We start from the raw sequence: 21,589 nt of genomic DNA on the forward strand, positions 1-21,589 counted from the left end.
TCAGCTCCTGAAATTCTGTTGCGTCAGTCCCGGCCTGGGGCTGGACGCAGGGGCCTGTGGCGTCGAAGTCCGGGCGTTGCCCGCGCCGGGATTGTTCCATTGCCGTGAAATGTCGCCACGCAGTTCCCGCGCTCCGTGCGCCCCGGAACTGACAGCATTGGTGGAGCCGAGGAACACATTCTTGACCCCGGCCTGGTCTTCCTTCTCGCCGAGGGCGTGGAACTGCTGGCCTATCCAGTTGGTGACGTGTTCGGGCAGGTAGTGAATCAGGGAAAAGAACTTGTTGGCCGTCATGATGACCACGATGCCAAGGATGACGAGCATGGAGAACGTGCCGGTGATGCCGATGACTTTTGTCTGCATGGTTCCGCCGACAAATATCTCGAAGCCCGCGCCGAGCATCCGGCCCACCACGTTCATGAGGATGACGGCGGCGAAGAATCCGCAGACCATGAGCGGCGGACGAATAATGATGCCGAGCAGCAGGAAGTACCCCCGTTTCCCATGCTGACCCGCAGCGCCGTCCCCTTCGGGCAGGGCATGGGCACAGAGCCAGAGCGGGGCCGCGACCAGAGCTTCCACCACCAGAATGATCCAGCCGACCAGAGCGGAAATCCAGCGGATGAAAGGGATGGCGGGCAGATAATAGGCCAGCGCCAGGCCGTAGAGCAGCAGGGGCAGAAACACCGTGAACAAGACAAAGGAAATGTACTTATCCAGATTCGGGATGGCCTTGCCCACAAAGGGCAGCGCCTTGCCCATCGAGTGCGCCACATCCACGACGCCAAGCGCCGAGGCTAGCCCCCAGGCCGTGCCGATGAGGTAATCCCCCACATCGGACACGGCCATAATGGGATCGCTGGAAGACAGTTTTTCGATGGCGATGGGCAGAATGTTTCCGGCCACAAGCTGATTCAGGGTGGCCCGCAGCCAGTTGACGATTTCGTCAAAGGCCCGCCCTTCATCGGTCACGGAAGGCGTGGCCGTGGTGTCGGAAATACCCCTCCGGCTGGCGTAGGCGGTCTTGATATAGTTGGCCACCCGCTCTTTGGCCGCCTCATAGTCCCGCAGGCCGTGCATCAGGGCATGAAGTTCCGACACGGTGTATTCATGCGGACTGTAGGTGATGCCGGAATACATGGCTTCCCGGACTTCCTGATTGATCCATGCGATGGACCAGTAAGAAGACCCGGCGATAAACCAGCCGTATTGAGCGGCGTGTTCCCTGAACTCATTGAGCTTGGCTTGAAGTTGGCCCTGTTGGGCGTAGCTCTGCAATCCCGAAAGAATGGACGCATTGACCTGATTGGCCACATCATACAGGGCGCGAGGATCAACGGAGGAAGCCGGAGTATCGGGATCGGCAAGCTGTTGCGCCAGCGGTGAAAGTGCGGAAATGGCCGTGCCCACGGCATTGACCTTACCCCGGCACAAGGCGTCGCCTTCATCCACGCAGGAAACCGTGATGCTTCCCGCGTTGCCGTTGAAAATAAACCTGTATTCGCCCCCGGCCCGGAACCAGTTGCCGCTGTACTTCCATTCCCCGCCCGGCGTGACGTTCAGACCGCGCCGCTCATTGAGATAGTATTGCAGGGCCAATGACTCCAGAGCGCCGTTGGTGATGGCCGCATAATGGGTGACATTCTGATCCGGAGCCTGGGGAGAAAGTTGCCCGCCATGCTCCACAAAGTAATCTGTGCCCAGCTCCCAGACGTGGTTGCCGAGGTTGATGGAAAAGCCGATGCAGGCCAGAATCGCCACCTGAAACAGGCTCAATCCCTTGAAAATGGGAGCCAATGCCCCCATCGCGCCCACAAAGCGCAGAGGCATCCACAGGGAGCTGAAGCGTTTGCCGAAAGGCGTACCCTCATGCGCCGTTCCGGCCACGGCAACAGCCAGCACCCAGATGAACAGGGCCGACACCACAGCCAGCGCAATCAGGTTGAAGGCGCTGAACATTTCAAGCATTAATTCGGATGCTTGACTGCCTCCAAGGCTCGTGCCCCAGGTATCCCACCCCTGGCCCAGAAAGGTGTCCAGAATATGCTTGCTGGCATCGGTTTGCAGGAGGACTTCCGAAGTGGCGGGGAGTTCAGATGCGGCCATAGCTGCCCTCCGTGCCGATGTTGGGAATAACGTTGACTTTATGCTCATGTGAGCTACAATATTGAAAACAAGGAGAAAACCTATGCCTGCCAATGATTATGTTCGCGCCCGGATTGATCCGGTCATCAAGAATGAAGCGGCGGCCGTGCTTGCGAAAATGGGCCTGACGGTATCCGACCTCTGCCGCATGGCGCTGACCAGGGTGGCCCATGAAAAACGCCTGCCTTTCAGCATGGAGATTCCCAATGAAGAAACACGCCAAGCCCTGGAAGCAATTGAACGGCGTGAAGGACTTCACCACGCAAAAGACGCCGATGACCTTTTCAGACAGTTGGGCATTTAAATGCTGAAGCCTGTCTACACCACACATTTCAAGCGTGATGCAAAACGTGTTTCGCAGCGCGGTTATGATATGGAAAAACTCAAACAGGTGGTGGACTTGCTTTTGCGTGAGGAAAAACCTCTTCCCGCACGATACAAGGATCATGCCCTTAAAGGACGCTGGAAACCACATAGAGAATTGCATATTGAACCTGATTGGCTTCTTGTTTATTCCATTGATGGTGAAGAATGTTTTTTTGCCAGAACCGGCACTCACGCTGACCTTTTTTCGCTGTAGCTGTCGCATGGCTTCTCCCTACTGTTGCACGCCGACCATGCGCGTATAGAGGTCGTCCATGTCCTTGCCTGTCGTGCCTTCCATGCGCGTCAGGTAGTCCAGCGAAGCAATGACGGTCAGCCTGTCCAGCAAGTCCGTGTTCTTACGCGCTAGTTCAAGCTGGAAAGCCTGCATGATGACCAACTCCCGCAGCAGGCCCGCATCCGTGGCCGTGGCGATTTGCGCGAACCAGTTGGGATTGCCCACGCGCATCTGCGAGAGCAGCCTGTACAGCCCGGCTTCGGAGAGCTTGCCGTCCACCAGACCGGGCGGCGTACCGCTCCCGCCCGCTTCCGACCACTGGTTTTCCGCCCAGGTGGTGACATCCTCCGGCAGCGTGGGCGCGTGATACACGACATGATTGTTCAGTGACTCCATGACAGCGGCCACCCGCTCTTCATGGATTTTTCGCGCCGCCGCGTAGGTCTGCCCGGCGGGCGTTTCCTTTTGCGCGTCCGTCACCACCGGCAAAGGGCGGGGATTGGCCAGGGTCTTTATGGTTTCGTGGGCCTGCGCCACCTGGTCTTCCGTGAGCGTGACGCCCAGCGGAAAGAGCGCGTCCAGACTTTCCTGTTGGGAAGGTTGGTCTTCCGCCAGCACCCGACGCAGAAATTCCAGCGGCTTTTTGGGCGTGTTGGCATGGACAAGCTGCTTTTCACGCATGGCCGCGTGAATTTCCCGCCCGGCCTGAGCGCCGAGCTGGATGCCCGCGCCCAGAGAACTGCTTCCGCACAATCCGGCGGGCTGCGCGGCCTTGCCGTACATATCCTCGGTTTTCATAGCCTCGCCCGCCACGGCCTGCCCCTTGAGCGTGGCGGCATTGCTCTCCTTGAGGGCGACCAGCGCCCGCACGATGGTGGCCGATTCCGTCTTGATGGTGCCGATGATGTTCTGCGCGGCGACGAGAATTTCCGAGCGGATGGCCTGCGCTTCCGCCGCCGTATAGGCGTTCACCGCCTGGATGGTTTCCGTTTTCGCCACCGTGATCATGGCGTTGATGGAGCCGCAGCCGCAGCCTCCGGCCCAGGCTGAAGCCGGGAACAGGACGAGCGCCAGGGCAAAAAAGAGCTTTTTCATTGTTCCCTCGCTATTTCATTGGCGATTTCCAGGATGACGTTGACGACTTCCTCGTCGGCGTCGCTCTGGTCTTCCACATTGCGCCTGCGGCGTTCCACTTCGGCCTTGGCGGAACCTCCGGGAAAACGCTTTGCCAGCCGCCGTAGGGTTTCGGACGGCCCCAGGCGCTGGTACAGGTTGTTGCGGATGGCTACGTCTTCCGTAGTCGTGCTGAAAGCCCACAGGGATTGAGGGCCGATGGTCAGCGTGAGGACGAGTTGGGACATGCCCGCGCCCGTGCGAAAGAGCGCGACCAGATTGGCCCCGGCCTTACCGGGCTTGCCCAGACGCGAAAGCGCATGGCGACAGGCTCCGTTCAGGCCGAAGCGTTGCGTCAGGTTTTCAATGCTTTTTTCCGTGCCGGAGCCGAGGATGACCACGGTTGTGGCCAGTTCGTCGGTGATGATTTTGGGAATGTCGTCGATGGATTGCGTGTACAGCCCGATGGACAGGTTCCACTTGCGCGATTCCCGCGCCATCGTGGTCATGTCCGCCTGAAGCTGTCCGGCCACCGAGGTGTTGCCCGTTACGCGGTGAGCCTCGTCATAACAAAGACGTTTGGGGTCTTCCCGAATCGCCTCAATGCGTCTGGCATGATAATCCTGATAGTATTCGGGCATGAGCTGCACGTCAGCGGGCATGAGGAAGAACCGGGAGCCGAGAACATGGCGCGCCAGCATATACATGACCGCCGACTGTCGGTCAGCCGTGGCGCCGCCGCGCGGAGCCACTTCGTCCAGGTCGAGACTGACGATCTGCGCGTCGCCCAAATCGAACCGGGTGGGTTCCTTAAGGATGACATACGCCTCGATGGCGTCCAGCAGGGAGCGCCAGACATTATTGATGGTGTGTTTCTCATAGGTGTTCTGGATGCCCGTATTCTGATTGATTTGCGTGCCCACATCGGCCAGCAGGGGCACGGCATAGCGTTGGGCCTGCAACGCTTCATGGACATGCCCCCGCTCGAAAAGACCATCCACCACTTCCCACCAGGTGGTGGAGGCGTCGCGGCTGATGCCTTCATTGACGATGAGTTCATGCAGTTCCGGCAGCACGTTGGGCTGATAGAGCCGGGGATGATTGCCGTCAGAGAGTTCCTCGTAAGCAAGATCAATGGCCCGGCCTATCAAGCCGGGCACGCCGTCCGCCGGAGCATTGACATCCAGGGGCGTGGCCAGCAGCGACAACAGGTTGACCAGAAACGCCTTGTGCGAGGGCAACGGCTTGCGGTTGCCGAGCGGCGTGTCGAAGGGATTGACGGCATACTCCGGCGTCATTCTGAGCCGGTGATAAGCCGCCAGGTGTTTTTTGTCCGCAGGCAGGTTTTCCCGCAGCAACGTGATCAGCCCGGAAGAAGACGGCCCCACGTCCACAATGGACAGCCAGGGCAAACGGGACAATCCCGCCTGTGTGACGAAGGCAAAATTCATGGCGTTGAGGAAGACGCTTTTCCCGCCGCCCATCGGCGCGACGCCCAGATCGATCCACGCGGCCTGTTCCGAGGAGTTGGCCGCGTAAGGCATGATTTTGCCATCCTGAGTGCGGAACAGGAGGCTCCCTTCCCGCCACGGCGAAGCCGAGCGCAGCGGCCACATGCTGATGGCGTCCTGAAGCGGCGCGGCAGTGACCGGGGCCGGACAGGTCGGCATCATGCCGGGCAGGGTCGCGGTAAAGCCGAGCAGCGGATCGCCCACGGCTTCCGACACGTCGGTTGTTCCCCATCCCTGCACGGCTTTGGACAGTTCCGCGACGCGCCGCCGGAGCAGAAGATGGGCCTCCTGTTCGCTTTGGCGCACACAGGCCCAGGTGCAGAGACAGATGCGGAATTTTACGCAGCACACGCCTTTCAAATCCAGAGCGCGCAAGGCTTCCACGGCATTATTGAGACGTTTGTTGTCCGCGTTCGTGAAGGCCAGAATGGCGGCCAACAGGGGCTTGAGGCCCATGTCCAGCCCGCCGTTTTCCAAGAGAAAAGACATTCGGTACGGCAGACGTTCGTCCCGCCGCGCCAGAACGCGGAAGAAATCCTGAAAAGGCCGGGGCGTCTGCGGCATGAGCGTCATGATCAGCGGCCCGTACAAACGGTCGCCGATGCGTATGGCGGTGCGGGAAAGCATTTGCCCTTCGCGCGGCCAGAGCTGCGTCCTGAAGTCCGGGTACATGACATTATGCAGCATGTCCCTCCTGCCCATGTCCGGGTCGGGCAGACGCAGCGGCAGAACGTCGCCGGGAACAAGGGCCTGCCACGTCCGGCAGGTGAACTCCGGCGCGATGCACATGCGGATGTCCCGCAGGGCCTCATGCGCCGAAAGCGGGAAGGCCAGCAAATCCACCTGCCGGAATGCGTCCAGTACGCCGGTCAGAAAGCCGTTGTGCGCGTCATGCAGGGCGGAAACCGCGCGGGCGATCTGTTGGCAGCCCGCAAGTGTGGGCATTTTGGACATGGCCGCGTCGCGTTCCTTCAGCGCCGTCTTCCGCAGGGTGTCGGGCAGCACGGCGGGCCGTGTCCACAGCACAATCCAGCATGTTTCCAGAGCGCAGTAGCGTTGCAGGGCATGGCCCCAATCCTCCAGCAGCGGGCCGATGTGCAGGCCGAGATTGTGCGCCGTCAGCCGGGACGGCTGGAGCAGTTCGGCAATGCGTTCTCCGCTGCTTTCCGGGTCATATTCAAAGACCACCTGAAGCGCATGGCCCGGCTTGGAAAGCGTGGCTTGCAGCTTTTCCGTCAGGCCGGAGACAATGCCCGCGTATTCCTCCACGCCGACATGCTTCAGAGAACCTTCCAGATGCAGGAGACTGACAAGACTCCCGTCATCGGCCACCAGTACGCCGTTATCCACGGTTTCCAGCCTGCAATAGCTGTGAACCGGCCCGGCGAACGATTCAGAGAGAGCGCGGATGCCGCGATCCACGCCGTTGACAAGTATATCAAGCATTACGCATCCCTCTTGAGTACGACTTGCTGAATGACCACGCCGCGCGGCGTTTTGGCCGTTGACGCGCGGCAGACAAGGACAGTGGCAAGGAGTTTTTGCGTGCTTTCCACGCCCTGACTGGATTCATAGGAGACGACAATCGGGAACTCGATCCGCCATGTGGCCTTGCCGCCCACCAGACCGGAAGCGATGATGACCGGCGCGCGCGTGGCGACGGCGGAAGCGGAAAGCCTCTTTTCCCGAATCATGTCCAGCACGCCGGAACTTTGCAGGGAAGCCAGAAAGGACTTGTAGGCCGCGTCGTCGAAGTGCGGCCGGAGGGATTCCAGCTTTTCCCGCCATTCCAGAAAGTTGAGCGACATGGCCCCGGTGATGGCGTTTGAGGCCCAGGTCAGCAGGCCCTCCTGCGTGAGCAGGGGCTGATCGAGCGGAATCATGGGCGCAAGCCGCAAGTCCGGCGTGGCCGCGAAGTATTGCGGCTTCGGCTGATTCAGGAGCAGGATGGCGGCAACGCCCAGACTGGCGCACAAGGCCACGGTCAGAGCGAGGGCCAGTTTCATGGCGCGGCGGAACTGCGCTCTGTACCAGTCCAGTCCGCCGATGACGGCGGCGGCATCCGGGGCGGGCGGCGAGGCATGAACTTCCGTCATCTCCTTTGACGGCGTTTCTGTCCGAGGCTCCGGCAGGGGGACGTTTCTCTTTTTTTTGAAGAGGCTCATGTTCATCATCCCTGCCTACAGGCCCAGATCGCCCATGCCGGAAGTCTGGTCGGAGCCGAACAGCGTGGCCGAACCGGACCCCAGGAGTTCTCCCAGGCCGAGAGCCAGAGCGCCGATGAGCACCTTGGTCAGCCCACCGGCATAGGTGCTTTGTCCCTGGTTTTTCGTGGCCTTATACATGTCAATAAATTTTGAACTACAACTTATTGATATATTTTGTATAAAAATAAATTTGCAAAAAAATACCCCGGCAGTTACCCTAAAAAAGTCGGGATATTACCGGGTGTCATTGGATGTGGCTGGATGATTGGCCGAAATTGTCGTTATTAACGCTGTTATATGATTATAATAGAGGTAAAAATGCGGCAAAGAATAAGCTTATCACTGTTCATTGGTATCTTTTTATGTATTACTGGCTGTTCTCCCCAATTTAGTGTTCTTGTTGATGGAAGAACATCGCAAGAGTATGAACAAAATAAAAGTGCAAATGATAGTTATAAAATAATATTTGATAACGAAAGAGATAAAAATGATTTTGATTATAAATTTGTTTATGACAGTGTAGTAAATACATTTAGGAAGAGTAATTATCGTATAGTTGATAATATATATGATGCTGATTATGTTGTATTTGTAAATTTTGAAGTGAAAGGACGTACAGCAACCATAAATCATTCTACACCAATAACTGGGCAGGTTGGTGTTAATACTCACACGACATATACATATGGCCCATATGGGATGACACCACATACATATACCACACCAAAATATGGAACTATCGGCTATGATAATTATCAAACAACAGAAATATATTATACACATTTATTATCTGTAGCGGCATATACATTTTCAAAGACAGATATGGAACTTGCTAAAAAGGTATGGCAAATTATATCAGTGACTTCTGATGAAGCAAATGACTTCAGAGCAAACTTGCCCGCTTTACTATTAGTTTTAGAAAAACATATGGCCACAGATACACATGGAAGTGTAAATGTTGAATTATATGAAAAGCAAGGGGAATTAGTTGAAAGAAAGGAGATGCTCAAGGCGAATTAACTTTGGATTTATTGAGAGTTTTGATAATTATGTTATCCTTGCAAGGAGTAATTTATCGCATTCTCAATATCTTATTAATTTTAGATTGCTCATTATTTTCTTTTTTAGCGGCTTCAGTAGTATATTTTTGAATCTGTTCCTGCGTGGGCTGAATATTTGCAATATCAATATCTCCCGCTGTACCAAAGGCATACCAGCCCACCCTGCGGCTATAGTCTATCTGTTCATCCCGATTCTGTCCGTGGGGGCGGGCGGGGGTGTGTCTGTACAATTCGTTGACAACTTCCTGCACGGTGTATCCGGCACAGCGCATATACAGGGCAATGGCCGCATCCAGCCGTGATTCATCCATCTTTTCAGGAAATCGTTTTTTCACCACTTCCCGGTAGGCGGCATAGGGCGAGGACAAAGTTCCGACCTTGGGAAACTCACGTTTCCTGACCTCCACGCCGGGAGCGATCCGTTTGCGGAAACGCCAGAGGTTGGCGAGATACGGATTGCGTTTACCCAGCCAGTGCTTGAAGCGCGGAAGCCGTTGCGCTTGTTCCGGTTGAAACGGTTTGTCCCGGAGAGCCGTTTTTTCTTCCCGTTCCTGCTCTTTCAGAAAATGCCGGGCGATATTCAGCAGGGAAAGCCCGTGCGCGGCAAGATGGGCTGTGGCAGCTTCGCGGCGTTCCCGTTGCCGCCGCTCCAGTTCGTGCCGTTCTTCCTCCCGTTTCTTTCCGGCGAGGCGTCTTACTTCGGCCCGCTTTTGCCGCTCCTTCTGATACTCCAGCCACTCCTCCCGGCAAACGTGGCTGACCGGCTCCGGGGCGGGCTTGCTGAATGTCCGTTCGGAATAGTAGCCGGGCTTGAAGTCTCCGAGCCTTTTACACAGCTTGGACATACTGAAATTTCTGTCTACGCTGGATGCCTTGACCGCCGTATCTCCCACGAAAATCACCGCACCGGAACCTTTGCGCACGAAACGCAAACCAACCGAATCCAGTCCGGCGTGAAGCTCTTCCCAGCATGAGGCGTTCTGAATGACGGCGTGGCCGCGCTCCTGCGCTATCCGCTGTGCGGATTTCTCGCCCGTGGCGTTTTCAAAGTCTTCCGCTTTCGGCTTGGGCTTTACCTGTGCCCGATGCCGGAGATTTTTGATCACATATCCCTGCTCATTGACGCGGTAGCGGGCGTTCTCCTGCGGCGCCCACCCCTGTTTGTGTTCGATTTCGGCAATGATTTTATGCGCCGCGTCGATGTCGAATCCCCTGTGCGGCTGAATGACCTTTTCCGTATAGGGATGCGTCCGGTTCACGGCGATATGGAGGTGATAATTGCCCGTGTTCTTATGCAGGGCATAGAGCGTCTGGTGTTCGGCAAGCCCCATTCCCCGGAGAAAGAGATTGACCGCTTCGTCCACCTGTTCACGGGTGGGCTGCTCGTTTTCCTGCCATGACAGAATCCAGTGCGTGACCGGCATCCTGCTCTGGATGGATTCCTCGGCAAGAGAAATCATTTCCCTTTTTTGGGCGGCAACAGTCGTGGTCAGAAAGTTTCTGCTTCCAGCATAGGCGAGTTTGTCCTTGCCCCTGTCGTCATGTTCGGCAAGGATATAGTCCACCAGACCGCTAATCATGACGGCCTTGGATTTTTTGAAGCTGGTACGCTTGAGCTTTTTGATAATCATCGTCTTTCGCTCAGAGCTTCGATAGCTCGCCGGATTGCCCGCAATGTGGCGTCCAGTTCCGAAAGAGTGCCAGTATTTCCTGTTCGTTTCACGACATCAAAATGATGCTTGAGCAATCCCCCAAGCCGTCGCAGTTCCCGGATGGTCTGGTCGTCCGTTTTGGCGATGATAGGCCTGCCGCCGAAGAACAGTCGCCGCATATACTCGGAAACGGAGGTTCCGGCCGTCACGGCTTGCAGGGCTATTCTCTCGTCTTCCTCGGCGGTAAGCCTGAGCGTCCGCCGCTTCTGAAATCTGGTTGTCGCCTTCCGTTTTTCCATCTGTCTTTCCTGCCTCTTGAGAGCGTGAGAAGCGAAGCGCCGAACGCTTTTTGGGAGTCCAGAGGCGAAGCCTTTGGCAGGATGTTAGCTGGCGTCAGACAGCTACCATCCTGTAAAGAAGAACTCCCCACGGTCTTTGGGACTGCCTTTCATCGTTTCGTGGGAAGCATTGCCCGTGCCGTGCTTCCACTTTTAGCGCAAGCATAGATGAAAAATTACATTGAAGGCTAGATAAAAAAGTAAAAAGACTGCATTGTTTTTCTCTGAACACTGAGTTCAAAAAGAAAATCAGGCTATGAAAATGAATATGATAAAAAAATGATTGTCCATATTTGTCTGACATGTATTACTGTAATATTCTACAGAGTATTACCGTCCATGAAGCTTGGTTGTAAATAACGTCTTCACTATGGTAAGCGGGAAAAAAAGTGACAAGGCAGGTAATGCTTATGGCAACGGCTCGACGATATACAATGGAACAGATAGAGGCCGCCCGGAAAAAACTCCGAAGCCTCCCGGTGAAAGAGGCTGGAAAGACACGCGGAGAAGTTGCGGAATTTCTGGTCAATGACATCAAAAGGGCCATGCGGCAGGGGTATACGTTGCGGGATATACGGGGCTTGCTCGCGGAAAACGGGGTATCGGTTCCGCTCACTAAGTTGAAGGCTCTGTTTGACAAGGCTTCCGGCTTGGAGCCGGTAAAGGAACAGGGTGGAGCCGAAGAGGACACACCCCGCCCGATGAGGGCAACAGCAGCGGGGAATGGAGAAGCCCAGGCGGGATATGATACAAAAAGAAGCGGCGCGATCAAGGTTCATGCCCTGGTCGCGCCGCCTTTTGGGAATGGGTCGGATGGTGTATTCATGTTATTTCCGTGCCTCGGTTTTTTCCTCCTGAACAGATTGCAGGGAAAGCTGTTTGATGAGAGCGGCGATGTCGGAAGAACGCCATACCGAAGTGCGCGGCCCCAGCTTTATCGGTTTGGGAAAACGGCCTTCCTTGCAGCCCTGCCACCATGCGCTTTTGCTGATGGGGATACGTTCAAGAACCTGCGGCAGGCGTAGAAAGGAATCCTCCGTCAGTTTTTTCATAGGGTGTCTCCTCATGTTTTATTCAAGGTCAACCTCCTGACGGGCTTTACTTCTCAGACCGTCAAGATAGTCGGCCCAATCCTGAAGCATACGGCGGCGTTCGGGCAGGTATTCAGCCCGGTTGTAAATCCCGCGTATCTGCTCCGTGGGGGCGTGGGCAAGCTGGCGCTCAATCCAGTCACGGTTATAGCCGAGTTCGTTGAGAAGGGTGGATGCCATAGCGCGAAAACCGTGCGGACACATTTCATCCTCTTCAAATCCCATACGGCGTATGGCTCTTTGCAGGGCGCTTCTTCCAAAAGGAATGGTTTCGGAGCGGTAGCTGGGAAAGACATACTGATTGCCGCCGGAATATGCCCGCAGTTTTTCTAGAACGGCCAGTGTCTGCCTGCTGAGAGGGACAAGGTGGTCGCGCCGCATTTTCATGCGTTCCGCCGGGATACGCCAGATGTTGTCCTCAAAATCAAACTCTTGCCATTCCGCGCAACGGATTTCCGTTGTCCGGCAAAAGGTAAGGGCCATAATCTGCAAGGCGCTCCTGACGACCAGCGAACCCTGATAGTTGTAGACGGCGTGCATCAGCCGTCCCACCTTCTCCGGCGTCGTCAGGGCGGGGCGGTGCTTTTTTACATGGGGCATGAGCGCGCCGCGCAAATCCGCCGCCGGGTCACGCTCCGCGCGGCCTGTAGCAATAGCGTAGCGCATGATGCAGGAACAATGATTCTTGAGCGCGTGTGCCGTACCTATGATGCCCCGCGCCTCGACTTTCCGCAGCAAGGCCAGAAGTTCAGGGGCGGTTATGGCATTGACCGGCTTGGAGCCGATAAACGGGAAAATGTTTCGTTTCAGCCGCCGGTAGGTCGTGTCCGCATAGCCCGGCGACCATTTGGTCTTTTGGCGTTCAATCCATTCCATCGCCACCAGTTCAAAGGTGTTTTGTGCAAGCTGTTTGTCCAGTTTTCGTTGAGCGGACGGGTCGATACCGTTCTCAATGGCTTTTCTGGCGTCGGCGGCTTTTTCCCTTGCCTCTTTCAGGGAGGTTGCGGGATAGGTGCCGAGGGAAATCAGCTTTTCCTTGCCCTGAAAATGATATTTTAGCCTCCAGCTTTTTGTGCCGCCCGGCGTGATGAGCAGGTACAGCCCTTTGGCGTCAAAGAGTTTCTGTTGCTTTTCAGCCGGTTTGGCGGCGCGGATTGCGGTATCGGTCAACGACATGGGGTAGTCCTCCTTTGCAGGTTTGTTTACCCCCGGACATACCCCAAAAAATGGGGTATGTCTATGTGTCCAGTGAAATCCATCTGGACGCTAAAAAGTAAAATTATTCAGTAATAACAATATATTTTAGATAAACATGGACGGGATTATACTATATGAGGCTTTGTACATGTCCACGGTGCCCCACACGCCCATGCCCGCTCCGGCGGCATAGCCCGCCATTGTGATGCCCTTGGCGACACCCTTGGAGTTGTCGGCGATGTTCTGGCCGATTTCCCCGAAGGTCACGGCGGCATAGGTTATTTCGGGAGCAAACAGCCAGACGGCGGCCATGCCCATGAAAACGGCGGTGAAACGGAGGGGAGAAACAGCGGTAAAAGAAGCATTGGTATTCATAGAAATGCCCTCTCAGCCAAGAATTCTGGCTATATATGTTTGCACGTCGCCTCCTATGGTGGCTCCGATGCCGCGCAGGAAGGTGACGAGGTTGACGGCGATGATTCCGCCGAACAGATGGACGATGCCCCGGCTGAAATTCATGGCCTGGTTGGGGGTGTCGCGCATGAGACACAGCCCCCGCGCAATGCCGATGAGGCCCACCGTGGCAATGGCGTACACCGCGAACTGGATGTAGACGGAGCCGGGCGAAGACGGCGGGCTGTAGCTCAGGCTCTGCTCCGACGACTGGTTGAAGACCGTCATGGACAGGGAATCCATGAGCGCGGGCAAATTCAGGAGCAGTACGGCGCACACGAATGTCCATGCCGCCGTGGAGCGGTTGAAGCGATGCTTGTGGCTGATGGCCTGCCCCAGCGATATGACGGCGAAGCCGACGCCCGCCAGATAGGCCAGCCGGACAAGCACAGGCCACCATTGCTGCAAGTGCGGGATGACGTTGGCGACGTAATTGTCCATGCCATCACCTGCCCTTGACGTTCAGGACGAGGACGCCCACAGGAGTGCCGCTTTCCAGACGGACGGTCGGCGGACGGTCAAAGCCTTTTTCAAAGATTTTTCCGGCCTTTTCGCCCACCTTCCCGGCGGCTATCCACGCCTGGTCTTCCACGCTGTAGGTGTTCCAGACCATCTGATCCGTGGCGTCATTGCCGTAACCGTAGATGGTGCTTTGAGAACCGCTGTACCGCTTGGCGCTTCCCAGGCCCTCAAGGAAGGCAGACGCGACAAGTCCGCCCCACCGGCTGAAAAAGTGGGTATCCACGGAACTGGCGACCGAGGCTTCCGAAGTGGACGGGTCAACAGCGTAGGCTTCAAGCTGGACGGTTTCGCCGGAAGGCAACACGGCCCGGTTGAAGGCCAGCACAAGGCGTTCATCGTGGCGCTGGAAGCCGCCCATAAGACGGGCATTCCTATATTCTCCAGACGTGACCGTCGCCAGCACGGCGGACGGAACATCACTGTTCACGCCCACATCCACAATGGCATAGAGCAGATCGCCCGGCTTGAGTGTCATGGCGGGAGGCGTGTCCGATGCGGGCACAACGGTTTTTTCCGCAGGCGCGGCAACAGGCGCGGCTTCATCCGAAAAATCGCGCAGATAGACTATCTTGCCTTCGCCCACGGCAACGGCGGACAGTTTTGTGTCCAGTGCCGCTAAATCGTCCATCATGCGCTTGAGCATGGTATTGTCCGTGCGGGGCGTCTGGACGGGCGCGGTTCGCACCGGCGCGACCGGGGGCACGGGCGGGGGCGTGTCTTCCTTCTTCCCCACCACGGGCTTTCGTTGCCCCACAGGCGTGGGGACAAAACTCTCGCCCGTCTTGAGGGCTTCATTGGCCTGTCGCGTGTCGTGTTCTTTCAGCTTCTGATTGTATTCTTCCGAACCTTCGCCGCCCGCTTTTCCGGTAATGGCGTCCGTTCTTGCCGTGGCCAGACTGGCCGTGGCGGACGGTTTTTCCGGGGCGAACAGGAAAAAGGATGCGAGAAGTATGGATACGGCGAGAGCAGCCCCCAGAAGACTGAACAGGATGAGCCGACGCTTTTTTTCCGTGCTTGTCATATCGCTCATGGTGCGCCCTCACTTGGAATGCTTCAGAAGCAAGGTCTGAAGTTGTCCGTTTTTGGAGAGCATCAGCCGCGACGTGACCGGCACCTCATAGCATTTGGTGTTGCCCGCGCCGTTGAGCACGGCTGTCCAGGCGGGCCACATCAAGCTGTGGACGGTTCTGACGTAGAGTTTGCCGTTGTAGTTCCAGACAAGCACGTCATCAGCCCCCGGCTCCACGCGAACGCGCACCGCCTTTTCCGGCGGAACGCGATCCAGAAACGCCAGCATGGAGGAATCCGCCGTTTCCTTGATGTCCCTGATGATCGGCAGAGCGGCTTTCGGGCCGTGGTGGGCGAGTTGGAACAACACCAGCGCGTCCGCCTTACGCTCAGGCGCACGCACGGAATCTGATTCCAGCCGGATGACCAACGGAATGTCCCGCGCTTCCAGTGTCACCACGAGCGTTGACGTGGCGTAGCCTTGCGTGGGCATGACGTTGAGCAGGTTTCCGTCCGGCAGTTCCGGGCGCAGCACCTGGAAATGGGACGGCCCGCCGTTGGTCACGGACGTGATGGGCCACGGCTGGCCCGTGGAATCGTGGAAGACCAGCGAGGTGGCGATATTGGCCGTGGTGAAAACGGGCACGGGAGAACGGCCCGGCTCCAGGGTCACGCGCACCGTGCGCGTGTTCAGAGTGGGCGACACGGGCAGCAAGGCGCGGTCGCGCTCGTCCGAACGGGAGCGGTATTCCTGTATTTGCCCCTGATCCAGCGGCATCATCTGCCGCAGGCTTTCCTCGAACAGTGCCTGAGCGTCCCTGGCTTTTTTCTCATCCGCACCGGTCGGGGAAGGTGTGCCCTGGCCAATGTTGTCGGCAGGCCCGGAATCGGGTTGTCCCAGGACAGAGAATTGCTTTTTCGTCGGAGCAGGCTGCGCTTTTTGCGCGTCGTCCGCCGAGGCCACAGGCGCGCCGGACAAGACGGTCATTGCCACAAGGCAAAATATGCTCAATCGGTTCACAATAGCTCCTTTGTGCTACGCGCAGGCGGTTACAGGGGATTCAAGCGGCCAGCCTGACCCGTTTCCGGCCTGGAAAAAACGCGCGACGGAAGGCAGCGTCTTCAGAATTTCGCCCAGAGGGCGGCAGTCGGAAGTTCTGGTTTCGCGCCGGATCGCCTGCGATGTTCCGTGGGTTTCCGAGGCAGCGGCGGTCTGGATTTTTCGCTTGAAGTCGTTCATGAACTCGACAATTCCAAGGGCGTTTGCCGGGGGAACGTCGGACGCGGACGGAGCGAGATTTTGGGAATGCAGGTGCAGCCACATTCCAAAGCTCATCGCGTTGTTGGAAGAGGGCGGAAACTTCGCCGCGAAAGCGTCAAACAAGGGCCGCAAGCGTTCTTTTTCCGCTCGTTGCTGTTCTTGTTTTCGCCGTTCCTGTTCTTCCCGTGCCTGGATTGCCTGATGCAGCTCCCGACTGTGCCGCTGTTCCGCCTGCTCGGCGGGCGGAAGAGGATCAAGCCAACGTTGCCCACGCAGCCAGTTGCCCATTTGCGGCACAAAACGGCCCTGTTCGCGTTGCCAGCCTTCCGAGTCCGCGAATCGCCGGATTGCCGCTCGGATTTCATCCAGGGGAGGAAGTTGGCCATTTCGCAGGAGCTTGAACCAGGCCATGCGGGCAAAGCCCTTGGCGTCCTTTTTGGGGTAGAGATTCCAGGTGCTTTCAAAGTCCAGAAGGGAAGAAGACACACCCCCCGCCGTAGGCGTGGTTGAAAAGTGGCGAACAGGCCGAGGCCGTGTCTGAACAGGCGCAACGGGGGGAAGGGGGGATTTTTTTTCTTTTCTTTGGTTGTTAAGATTGGTTAAGTAGCCAGATTTTGCCGCATGGCAGTCAAATTTTGACTGTTTATGGGCAAGATTTGTCTCCTGTTTCGCGCTGAAATCTTCAGGACGTAAAATGTAATAGACGGAAGAACGGTATTGTTCCCGCTTAACAGAAATGAGTTTTTCCCTGACAAGTTCAGCAAGATAGTTTTTAATGCTGCTGATGCTGCAAGAAAGTCTTTTGGCAAGCGTAGCCTGAGAAGGCCAGCAATGATCTTTGTCCGCAGCGTAGTCACATAAAAGCGCGTACATGGTTTTAGCTCCAAATGTAATGGACTTTTGCAAAACAAACTGTGGCAAAATAGGTCCGTAGATATTCCCTTTTGGTACAAATGTTTCCATTTTTCCTTTCTCCCTGCCCAGGAAAAAGACAAAAACAGCAGATTCGTTGTTGACAACGAGGAACCTTCCGGTTACTGTTGTTCTCATGTTACGTGCGTAAGAACACAGTTCTGCAAGAAGCCGTTGAGTTGCCGCTCGACGGCTTTTTTGTTTTTCTTGGGTTTGGCGCTATTTCCTCAATGGAAAGTCCTCTTGAGGCGAGTTGACGGATCGCTCAAACGTGGGCATCACGCATAACCGCAGAGGCAGCGCCGGGGAGGCTCCGGCGTCTGCCCGAAGTATGGCGCGGGGAGTGGAGGGGCACGGATGCGGGGTAATTCGTTTGGAGCCGAAGGAAGGAGGACAGGGCCGTATATGAAAAAAACTCCCGCCGACCATGTGGGGCGCATGGTCAGAAGGAGTTCTGTACGGAAAACAAAAAGGAGCAGACCCGAAAAAAACAAAGTTTTTTCGGAAAAAATTTTGTTCTCAATAACTACGGTATATTCTTGGGAAAAAGAAAGGCGATTGGCGGAAAACGGATAAGAAAATGGATAAGCAACCGAGGAAGAAAGCCGGTAAAAGCTGTCAGGGTCAGGCTCCGGTATCTTTCTATAAATATAAGAAATTAAAGAGAAACTATCCGTATTGGATGTATTAGTCTGATATGTGAGGGACTCTCTCTCTCTCTCTCTCTCTCTCTCTCTTCTCTTTCTTAATGTTTCAAGAAAAATACGGATATCTTTAAGCGCTTCAAGAGGATCAGGTATATGCTCCAGAACATGGAACATCGTTACCACATCGACATTTTCATTTGGTGGGACTTCATGCAAATATGGATAGACAAGCAGGCCGTGTTTGCGAAAGTGTTCTGTCATCTGCCGTTCGGGCTCAACGCCTCTAACACTGGACGCAATATTCCGAGCCGCTAGCAGAAAACCGCCCGCGCCACAACCTATATCCAAGACATCCTTTTTTTCAATGATATCTCTGAATTGTTTGACTCTCCGCAGAGAATCTTCCCTGTCTTGTGACAATAAGTGCTGCAGAGAAACGGGCGAGTTGTCATGCATATGGGAGTTTTCATAAAAATTTTTTTTGATGTGATCAAATGAAGATAATTGTACTAATCCGCAGTCATCACATTCCAAAGGTACTAATGATATATCGTCTCGAGCATGTCCTTGCCGTTGATGGTATGTTGTACAGCCACATAGATTACAACGAAAATATCTCATATCAGACCTCCATGCATATTTATATTTTAGGCGTGTCAATGCTGGCTCTCAAAGGCCAGGCCGCGCGAGGCAACCATCAGCGCGCCGAGCATGACCAGCACCAGCGCCGTGCCCATGAGCAGGGCGTAATCCTCCATCTGAAGAATGGCGTACAGCATGGCGTACAAGGCTGTAAGCAGCGCGCCCACGCCCAGCCCCCCCCTGACGTCGCGCAGGGCGGCGCCGACATAGGCGGCAATCATCAGTATGGTGCAGGCCGAGGCCGCCGCGTAGGAGGGCAGAAAGGCAAAATGTTCGGAAAGCGAAAGCAGGGTCAGATAAAATACCACCATGGCCAGACCCGTCAGGCCGTACTGTACCGGATGCAAGCGGGCGCGCAGGCCCAGCTCGAAAATGATGAAGGCCAGGAAGGTAAGGCCGATGAACAGAACGCCGTATTTCACCGAGCGCTCGATGAGGTGGTAATGCGTGGCCGTTTCATAAAGCTCCACGCCCGCGGTGAAGGAGGCAAAATTGTCCGGCCAGTTTTTCAGTGTGCCGAGATTGGGATATGACCGGGCCAGGGCGGGAATCTCCCAGGCGGCTCTGAAGCCCTGGTCGGTTATTTCGCGGGATGCCGGCAGCATGTCGCCCTGAAAGCTGGGGTGCGGCCAGGGCGAGTTCAGGCTGATGCCCGTCACGCCGCCCACGGGCGTGAAGCGGATGCCGCTGCTGCCATTAAACGCCAGATGTTGTGAAAAAGTGTATTCCCTGATCTCAGGCGAGAGCCGCACCGGAATGCGGAAGCCGTTTTTCAGCTTTGAAAAAGGCTGAATGCCCGGTTCGGCGTTGAGTTCGGAGCTGTTCCAGACCAGCGGCCCCACGGTGCGCAGGGCGTTGGGGTAGGAAAGACCCACGAGCACATAGGCTCCGGCGTAGTTGACGCTTTCCAGGGCGGGAACCGCCCGTTTCAGGGCGTCGTCTGAGGGCAGGTTGAATCGTCCCGCGAAGCGCAGATCGGCCGTGTAGACCAGGGAACGATAAATGCCGCGCTGGCGTTCCTGCGGGCTCATATCTCCGTTGAAGTCAAGCCGTGTGGGCAGCAGGACGAAGTAGCCCAGAGTCCAATGGCTTTCGGCGACAGTTTCATCGCTCCCGTTATCGCCGTCTGTTGCGTCCTTTCCGGGGGCGCGCCGGCGGGTGATCTGGCGTTCCGTATAGGGGATGAGCAGGATGGGGCCGGTCAGTTGCTGCTGGCCGCCCCAGGTTCGGCTGATATCCCGAACCACGTTGCGGTACAGCGAGGCCCGCTCATCCACAAGATTCTGAACCAGCAGCAGGGGGATGAGCAGCGCCAGAGCAATGGCCGCCACAATGGCAAAACGGAAAAGGGGCGACCCCGGCGGGAGAGAGGCCGCCGTACCGCTGGCGACGCCCGGATGGAGCGCGGCGGCGGAACCGCCGGAAACCGTCATGGCGTTTTCAGGCAATCTCTGTTCGGTCATCAGCGCCCCTGACCCATCAGCGTGCGGTCGTTTGTGAAAAAAGAACCGGCGGGCGCAGCAAAAAGCGCCGACCAGGGCCAGCAGTAGAACTAGCAGACCGACTGCGGAAATTAGCAGCAATTCCATAATCTCCCTCAGCGGGCCGGAGAGGGCGTCCGGCTGAAATAGCGGTAATAAAACAGCAGGATATAGAGAGGGGCCAGGTATGCCGCGCCCATCAGGGCTTCATTGACGGTAAAAAATTCGTTGCTGACGATCATCAGCAAAATGTTGTTGATGACGCCGAACGAGATTAGAAAGGCCAGGCGCACCTGACGGGGCAGGCCACGCGTGGCGGGCAGAGTGGCCGCGGTCATCACCACGCAAAGCAGGCAGGCCGCCAGCAGGGCGCTCAGGATCAGGGAGGGCGACTGGCGCAGCACTTCCGCGTAGTTGCTGAAGATGCCGAGATTGGAAATGACGATGGCCGTGGTAAGCAGGGGGAACTGACGACGCAGAATGCCCGCGCTCAGTCGGGGCAGGTTTCGGGTAAGCACGGCCGCCGCAAAGGGCAGCAAAATGGTGATGCAGAGCGAGACAGTCATGCCGCCCAGCGAGAAGTTTTCCGGCAGGTTCAGGCCGCCCGCGCCCACGGCGCGCAATGCGCCGTCCATACAGGAAAGCAGCAGCGGCAGGCTGAGCGGCAAAAGCAGAGAGGTGATGATGCTGCCCGCCAGAATCAGGGCCGTATTGGCCCCCAGCATAAGAGAAAACACGGCGGCCATAACCCCTACCGGCGCCGCGCCCAGCAGCAGCGCGCCCAGAGAAAATTCGGGCATGATCAAGCGGAAGACGGCAAAGGCAAGAACCGGCAACGCAAACAGGCGCAGCAGGGTGAGCCGGCAGACGACGCCGGACATGGCGCGCAGCTCACGCCAGAGAGCCCCCGCGCCCACCGCGAGAAAGCTGAGGTAGAGCATGACCATCAGCATCAGGCGGGGCATGGCCTCCAGCGGTTCGGCCAGTCCGGGCAAAAAAACCCCGGCGGCCATGGAAGCGAAGGAGGCGAACACCATGATCAGGTCGCGGAGTTGCATGCAACACCTCCATCATATCTCAGGCAGCTTGCCTGCTTATGACGCAAAAAACAAGACGGACTTTCTGCGTCTCACCATGCTCAATGTCATATGACGCCTTTATTCAGGTTTTTTGTGCACGGGGCGACTTGGGGGCAGCCGTTTTGCCGCCCTGGCGCGCAGCGGCTTTCTCCCGCTGCGCTTCGGCGCGGCATGGGAGAGGGCTGTGGGTAAGGGTTCCCCTCTCTCATGCCGCGATATCCTTTAATGCTTTTGCATTTGAAAATATTTGCCAGCAATATCCCACATTCCGAGCCGCGGGTTTCACGCCACCAGCGGGGCTGACGCCGCAAGCGAATTGCGGATGCCCGCCCGGTTCCGTAGAGTCAGACCCTATTACTGCACTGGTGGTCAAGGGCGCTGTTGGTTGTGTTCCGCCACAATTAGCCGTCAAAAACGGCCTTTTTCGCGCTGGCCGCGTCACTGTGAAATTTTTGTCGGTCATGTGCATGAGTACACTCACTCCAAAAAACGCCCATTTCCTTGCCAGCGCGAAAAATTCCTGTTTTTTGGATTCTTGTGGCAACAGCCCCCGCCCTTCGCCGCTTTGGGAGGCGAGCGGAAAAATCTCCCTTTGTGCCGACAAACAAAACTCATAACGTATTTTTCAATGAGGTCTGAGCATAGAGCATTTCATGAGCGAAATACTC

Annotated in this window: 20 protein-coding genes; 3 read left to right on the plus strand and 17 right to left on the minus strand. The window is 56.5% G+C overall.

From position 1 onward, the window contains the following. Positions 1-2,106, minus strand: a complete 2,106-nt coding sequence (locus ACQRA4_RS10765) for a DotA/TraY family protein (protein WP_427823079.1) — start codon at positions 2,104-2,106, stop codon at positions 1-3. An 82-nt stretch (positions 2,107-2,188) separates the two neighbouring features. On the opposite strand from ACQRA4_RS10765, the gene ACQRA4_RS10770 reads away from it, so the two are divergent. Then, entirely contained in the window at positions 2,189-2,449 is a 261-nt protein-coding gene (locus ACQRA4_RS10770) for a type II toxin-antitoxin system RelB/DinJ family antitoxin (RefSeq protein WP_427823080.1), read from the plus strand. Further along, positions 2,450-2,725 (plus strand): type II toxin-antitoxin system YafQ family toxin, encoded by a 276-nt coding sequence (locus ACQRA4_RS10775; protein WP_427823081.1) that lies wholly within the window; start codon positions 2,450-2,452, stop codon positions 2,723-2,725. An 18-nt stretch (positions 2,726-2,743) separates the two neighbouring features. Here the strand turns inward: ACQRA4_RS10775 and ACQRA4_RS10780 are convergent, their stop codons facing one another. The 4 genes from ACQRA4_RS10780 to ACQRA4_RS10795 all read right to left on the minus strand — a co-directional run bounded on the left by ACQRA4_RS10780 (position 2,744) and on the right by ACQRA4_RS10795 (position 7,715). After that, the gene (locus ACQRA4_RS10780) at positions 2,744-3,841 is read right to left on the minus strand and encodes a hypothetical protein (protein WP_427823082.1); all 1,098 of its coding nucleotides are present in this window, start codon (positions 3,839-3,841) and stop codon (positions 2,744-2,746) included. Continuing rightward, entirely contained in the window at positions 3,838-6,816 is a 2,979-nt protein-coding gene (locus tag ACQRA4_RS10785) for a hypothetical protein (RefSeq protein ID WP_427823083.1), read from the minus strand. Before ACQRA4_RS10785 ends, ACQRA4_RS10780 begins: the two co-directional genes overlap by 4 nt. Further along, on the minus strand, positions 6,816-7,466 hold the full coding sequence (locus tag ACQRA4_RS10790; RefSeq protein ID WP_427823084.1) for a DotI/IcmL/TraM family protein: 651 nt from the start codon (positions 7,464-7,466) through the stop codon (positions 6,816-6,818). Before ACQRA4_RS10790 ends, ACQRA4_RS10785 begins: the two co-directional genes overlap by 1 nt. 84 nt (positions 7,467-7,550) lie before the next feature. Next, the gene (locus ACQRA4_RS10795; RefSeq protein WP_427823085.1) at positions 7,551-7,715 is read right to left on the minus strand and encodes a hypothetical protein; all 165 of its coding nucleotides are present in this window, start codon (positions 7,713-7,715) and stop codon (positions 7,551-7,553) included. Between the two features lie 159 nt (positions 7,716-7,874). Here ACQRA4_RS10795 and ACQRA4_RS10800 point away from each other — a divergent pair, with 159 nt between their 5' ends. Then, positions 7,875-8,597, plus strand: a complete 723-nt coding sequence (locus ACQRA4_RS10800; RefSeq protein WP_427823086.1) for a hypothetical protein — start codon at positions 7,875-7,877, stop codon at positions 8,595-8,597. A gap of 52 nt (positions 8,598-8,649) precedes the next feature. On the opposite strand, the gene traI is transcribed toward ACQRA4_RS10800, so the two are convergent. The 12 genes from traI to ACQRA4_RS10860 all read right to left on the minus strand — a co-directional run bounded on the left by traI (position 8,650) and on the right by ACQRA4_RS10860 (position 20,900). Then, positions 8,650-10,269 (minus strand): TraI/MobA(P) family conjugative relaxase, encoded by a 1,620-nt coding sequence (traI, locus tag ACQRA4_RS10805; RefSeq protein ID WP_427823087.1) that lies wholly within the window; start codon positions 10,267-10,269, stop codon positions 8,650-8,652. Then, complete coding sequence (locus tag ACQRA4_RS10810) at positions 10,266-10,589, minus strand: plasmid mobilization protein (RefSeq protein ID WP_427823088.1); 324 nt, start codon at positions 10,587-10,589, stop codon at positions 10,266-10,268. The genes traI and ACQRA4_RS10810 overlap by 4 nt, the downstream gene beginning before the upstream one ends. An 866-nt stretch (positions 10,590-11,455) precedes the next feature. Next, positions 11,456-11,680 (minus strand): helix-turn-helix transcriptional regulator, encoded by a 225-nt coding sequence (locus ACQRA4_RS10815; RefSeq protein ID WP_427823089.1) that lies wholly within the window; start codon positions 11,678-11,680, stop codon positions 11,456-11,458. An 18-nt stretch (positions 11,681-11,698) separates the two neighbouring features. After that, a complete protein-coding gene (locus tag ACQRA4_RS10820; protein WP_427823090.1) occupies positions 11,699-12,895 on the minus strand; it encodes a tyrosine-type recombinase/integrase in 1,197 nt (398 codons plus the stop codon). Positions 12,896-13,021: 126 nt separating this feature from the next. Beyond that, positions 13,022-13,291, minus strand: a complete 270-nt coding sequence (locus ACQRA4_RS10825) for a hypothetical protein (protein ID WP_427823091.1) — start codon at positions 13,289-13,291, stop codon at positions 13,022-13,024. Between the two features lie 12 nt (positions 13,292-13,303). Continuing rightward, complete coding sequence (locus ACQRA4_RS10830; RefSeq protein ID WP_427823092.1) at positions 13,304-13,810, minus strand: hypothetical protein; 507 nt, start codon at positions 13,808-13,810, stop codon at positions 13,304-13,306. A gap of 4 nt (positions 13,811-13,814) precedes the next feature. Further along, a complete protein-coding gene (locus ACQRA4_RS10835; protein WP_427823093.1) occupies positions 13,815-14,921 on the minus strand; it encodes a TrbI/VirB10 family protein in 1,107 nt (368 codons plus the stop codon). A gap of 9 nt (positions 14,922-14,930) precedes the next feature. Then, on the minus strand, positions 14,931-15,920 hold the full coding sequence (locus ACQRA4_RS10840) for a DotH/IcmK family type IV secretion protein (RefSeq protein ID WP_427823094.1): 990 nt from the start codon (positions 15,918-15,920) through the stop codon (positions 14,931-14,933). Positions 15,921-15,935: 15 nt separating this feature from the next. Further along, entirely contained in the window at positions 15,936-17,210 is a 1,275-nt protein-coding gene (locus ACQRA4_RS10845; protein WP_427823095.1) for a helix-turn-helix domain-containing protein, read from the minus strand. A gap of 140 nt (positions 17,211-17,350) precedes the next feature. Then, positions 17,351-18,340 carry a class I SAM-dependent methyltransferase gene (locus ACQRA4_RS10850; protein WP_427823096.1) on the minus strand — a complete coding sequence of 330 codons (990 nt, stop codon included), beginning with the start codon at positions 18,338-18,340 and terminating at the stop codon, positions 17,351-17,353. 35 nt (positions 18,341-18,375) lie between these two features. Further along, positions 18,376-19,824 carry a cell envelope integrity protein CreD gene (gene creD, locus ACQRA4_RS10855; RefSeq protein ID WP_427823097.1) on the minus strand — a complete coding sequence of 483 codons (1,449 nt, stop codon included), beginning with the start codon at positions 19,822-19,824 and terminating at the stop codon, positions 18,376-18,378. 134 nt (positions 19,825-19,958) lie between these two features. Next, positions 19,959-20,900, minus strand: coding sequence for a symporter (locus ACQRA4_RS10860; RefSeq protein ID WP_427823098.1), 942 nt, complete (start codon positions 20,898-20,900; stop codon positions 19,959-19,961). Positions 20,901-21,589: the final 689 nt, after the last annotated feature.

Source organism: Desulfovibrio sp. SGI.169 (genome assembly GCF_050313595.1).
In the GTDB taxonomy this organism is placed as follows: Bacteria; Desulfobacterota; Desulfovibrionia; order Desulfovibrionales; family Desulfovibrionaceae; genus Desulfovibrio.

Excerpts from the sequence above, each read along its gene's own strand:
- ACQRA4_RS10765 (WP_427823079.1), bottom strand. The coding sequence starts at position 2,106 with ATGGCCGCATCTGAACTCCCCGCCACTTCGGAAGTCCTCCTGCAAACC.
- ACQRA4_RS10770 (WP_427823080.1), top strand. The coding sequence starts at position 2,189 with ATGCCTGCCAATGATTATGTTCGCGCCCGGATTGATCCGGTCATCAAG.
- ACQRA4_RS10775 (WP_427823081.1), top strand. The coding sequence starts at position 2,450 with ATGCTGAAGCCTGTCTACACCACACATTTCAAGCGTGATGCAAAACGT.
- ACQRA4_RS10780 (WP_427823082.1), bottom strand. The coding sequence starts at position 3,841 with ATGAAAAAGCTCTTTTTTGCCCTGGCGCTCGTCCTGTTCCCGGCTTCA.
- ACQRA4_RS10785 (WP_427823083.1), bottom strand. The coding sequence starts at position 6,816 with ATGCTTGATATACTTGTCAACGGCGTGGATCGCGGCATCCGCGCTCTC.
- ACQRA4_RS10790 (WP_427823084.1), bottom strand. The coding sequence starts at position 7,466 with ATGACGGAAGTTCATGCCTCGCCGCCCGCCCCGGATGCCGCCGCCGTC.
- ACQRA4_RS10795 (WP_427823085.1), bottom strand. The coding sequence starts at position 7,715 with ATGTATAAGGCCACGAAAAACCAGGGACAAAGCACCTATGCCGGTGGG.
- ACQRA4_RS10800 (WP_427823086.1), top strand. The coding sequence starts at position 7,875 with ATGATTATAATAGAGGTAAAAATGCGGCAAAGAATAAGCTTATCACTG.
- traI (WP_427823087.1), bottom strand. The coding sequence starts at position 10,269 with ATGATTATCAAAAAGCTCAAGCGTACCAGCTTCAAAAAATCCAAGGCC.
- ACQRA4_RS10810 (WP_427823088.1), bottom strand. The coding sequence starts at position 10,589 with ATGGAAAAACGGAAGGCGACAACCAGATTTCAGAAGCGGCGGACGCTC.
- ACQRA4_RS10815 (WP_427823089.1), bottom strand. The coding sequence starts at position 11,680 with ATGAAAAAACTGACGGAGGATTCCTTTCTACGCCTGCCGCAGGTTCTT.
- ACQRA4_RS10820 (WP_427823090.1), bottom strand. The coding sequence starts at position 12,895 with ATGTCGTTGACCGATACCGCAATCCGCGCCGCCAAACCGGCTGAAAAG.
- ACQRA4_RS10825 (WP_427823091.1), bottom strand. The coding sequence starts at position 13,291 with ATGAATACCAATGCTTCTTTTACCGCTGTTTCTCCCCTCCGTTTCACC.
- ACQRA4_RS10830 (WP_427823092.1), bottom strand. The coding sequence starts at position 13,810 with ATGGACAATTACGTCGCCAACGTCATCCCGCACTTGCAGCAATGGTGG.
- ACQRA4_RS10835 (WP_427823093.1), bottom strand. The coding sequence starts at position 14,921 with ATGAGCGATATGACAAGCACGGAAAAAAAGCGTCGGCTCATCCTGTTC.
- ACQRA4_RS10845 (WP_427823095.1), bottom strand. The coding sequence starts at position 17,210 with ATGAGAACAACAGTAACCGGAAGGTTCCTCGTTGTCAACAACGAATCT.
- ACQRA4_RS10850 (WP_427823096.1), bottom strand. The coding sequence starts at position 18,340 with ATGAGATATTTTCGTTGTAATCTATGTGGCTGTACAACATACCATCAA.
- creD (WP_427823097.1), bottom strand. The coding sequence starts at position 19,824 with ATGACCGAACAGAGATTGCCTGAAAACGCCATGACGGTTTCCGGCGGT.
- ACQRA4_RS10860 (WP_427823098.1), bottom strand. The coding sequence starts at position 20,900 with ATGCAACTCCGCGACCTGATCATGGTGTTCGCCTCCTTCGCTTCCATG.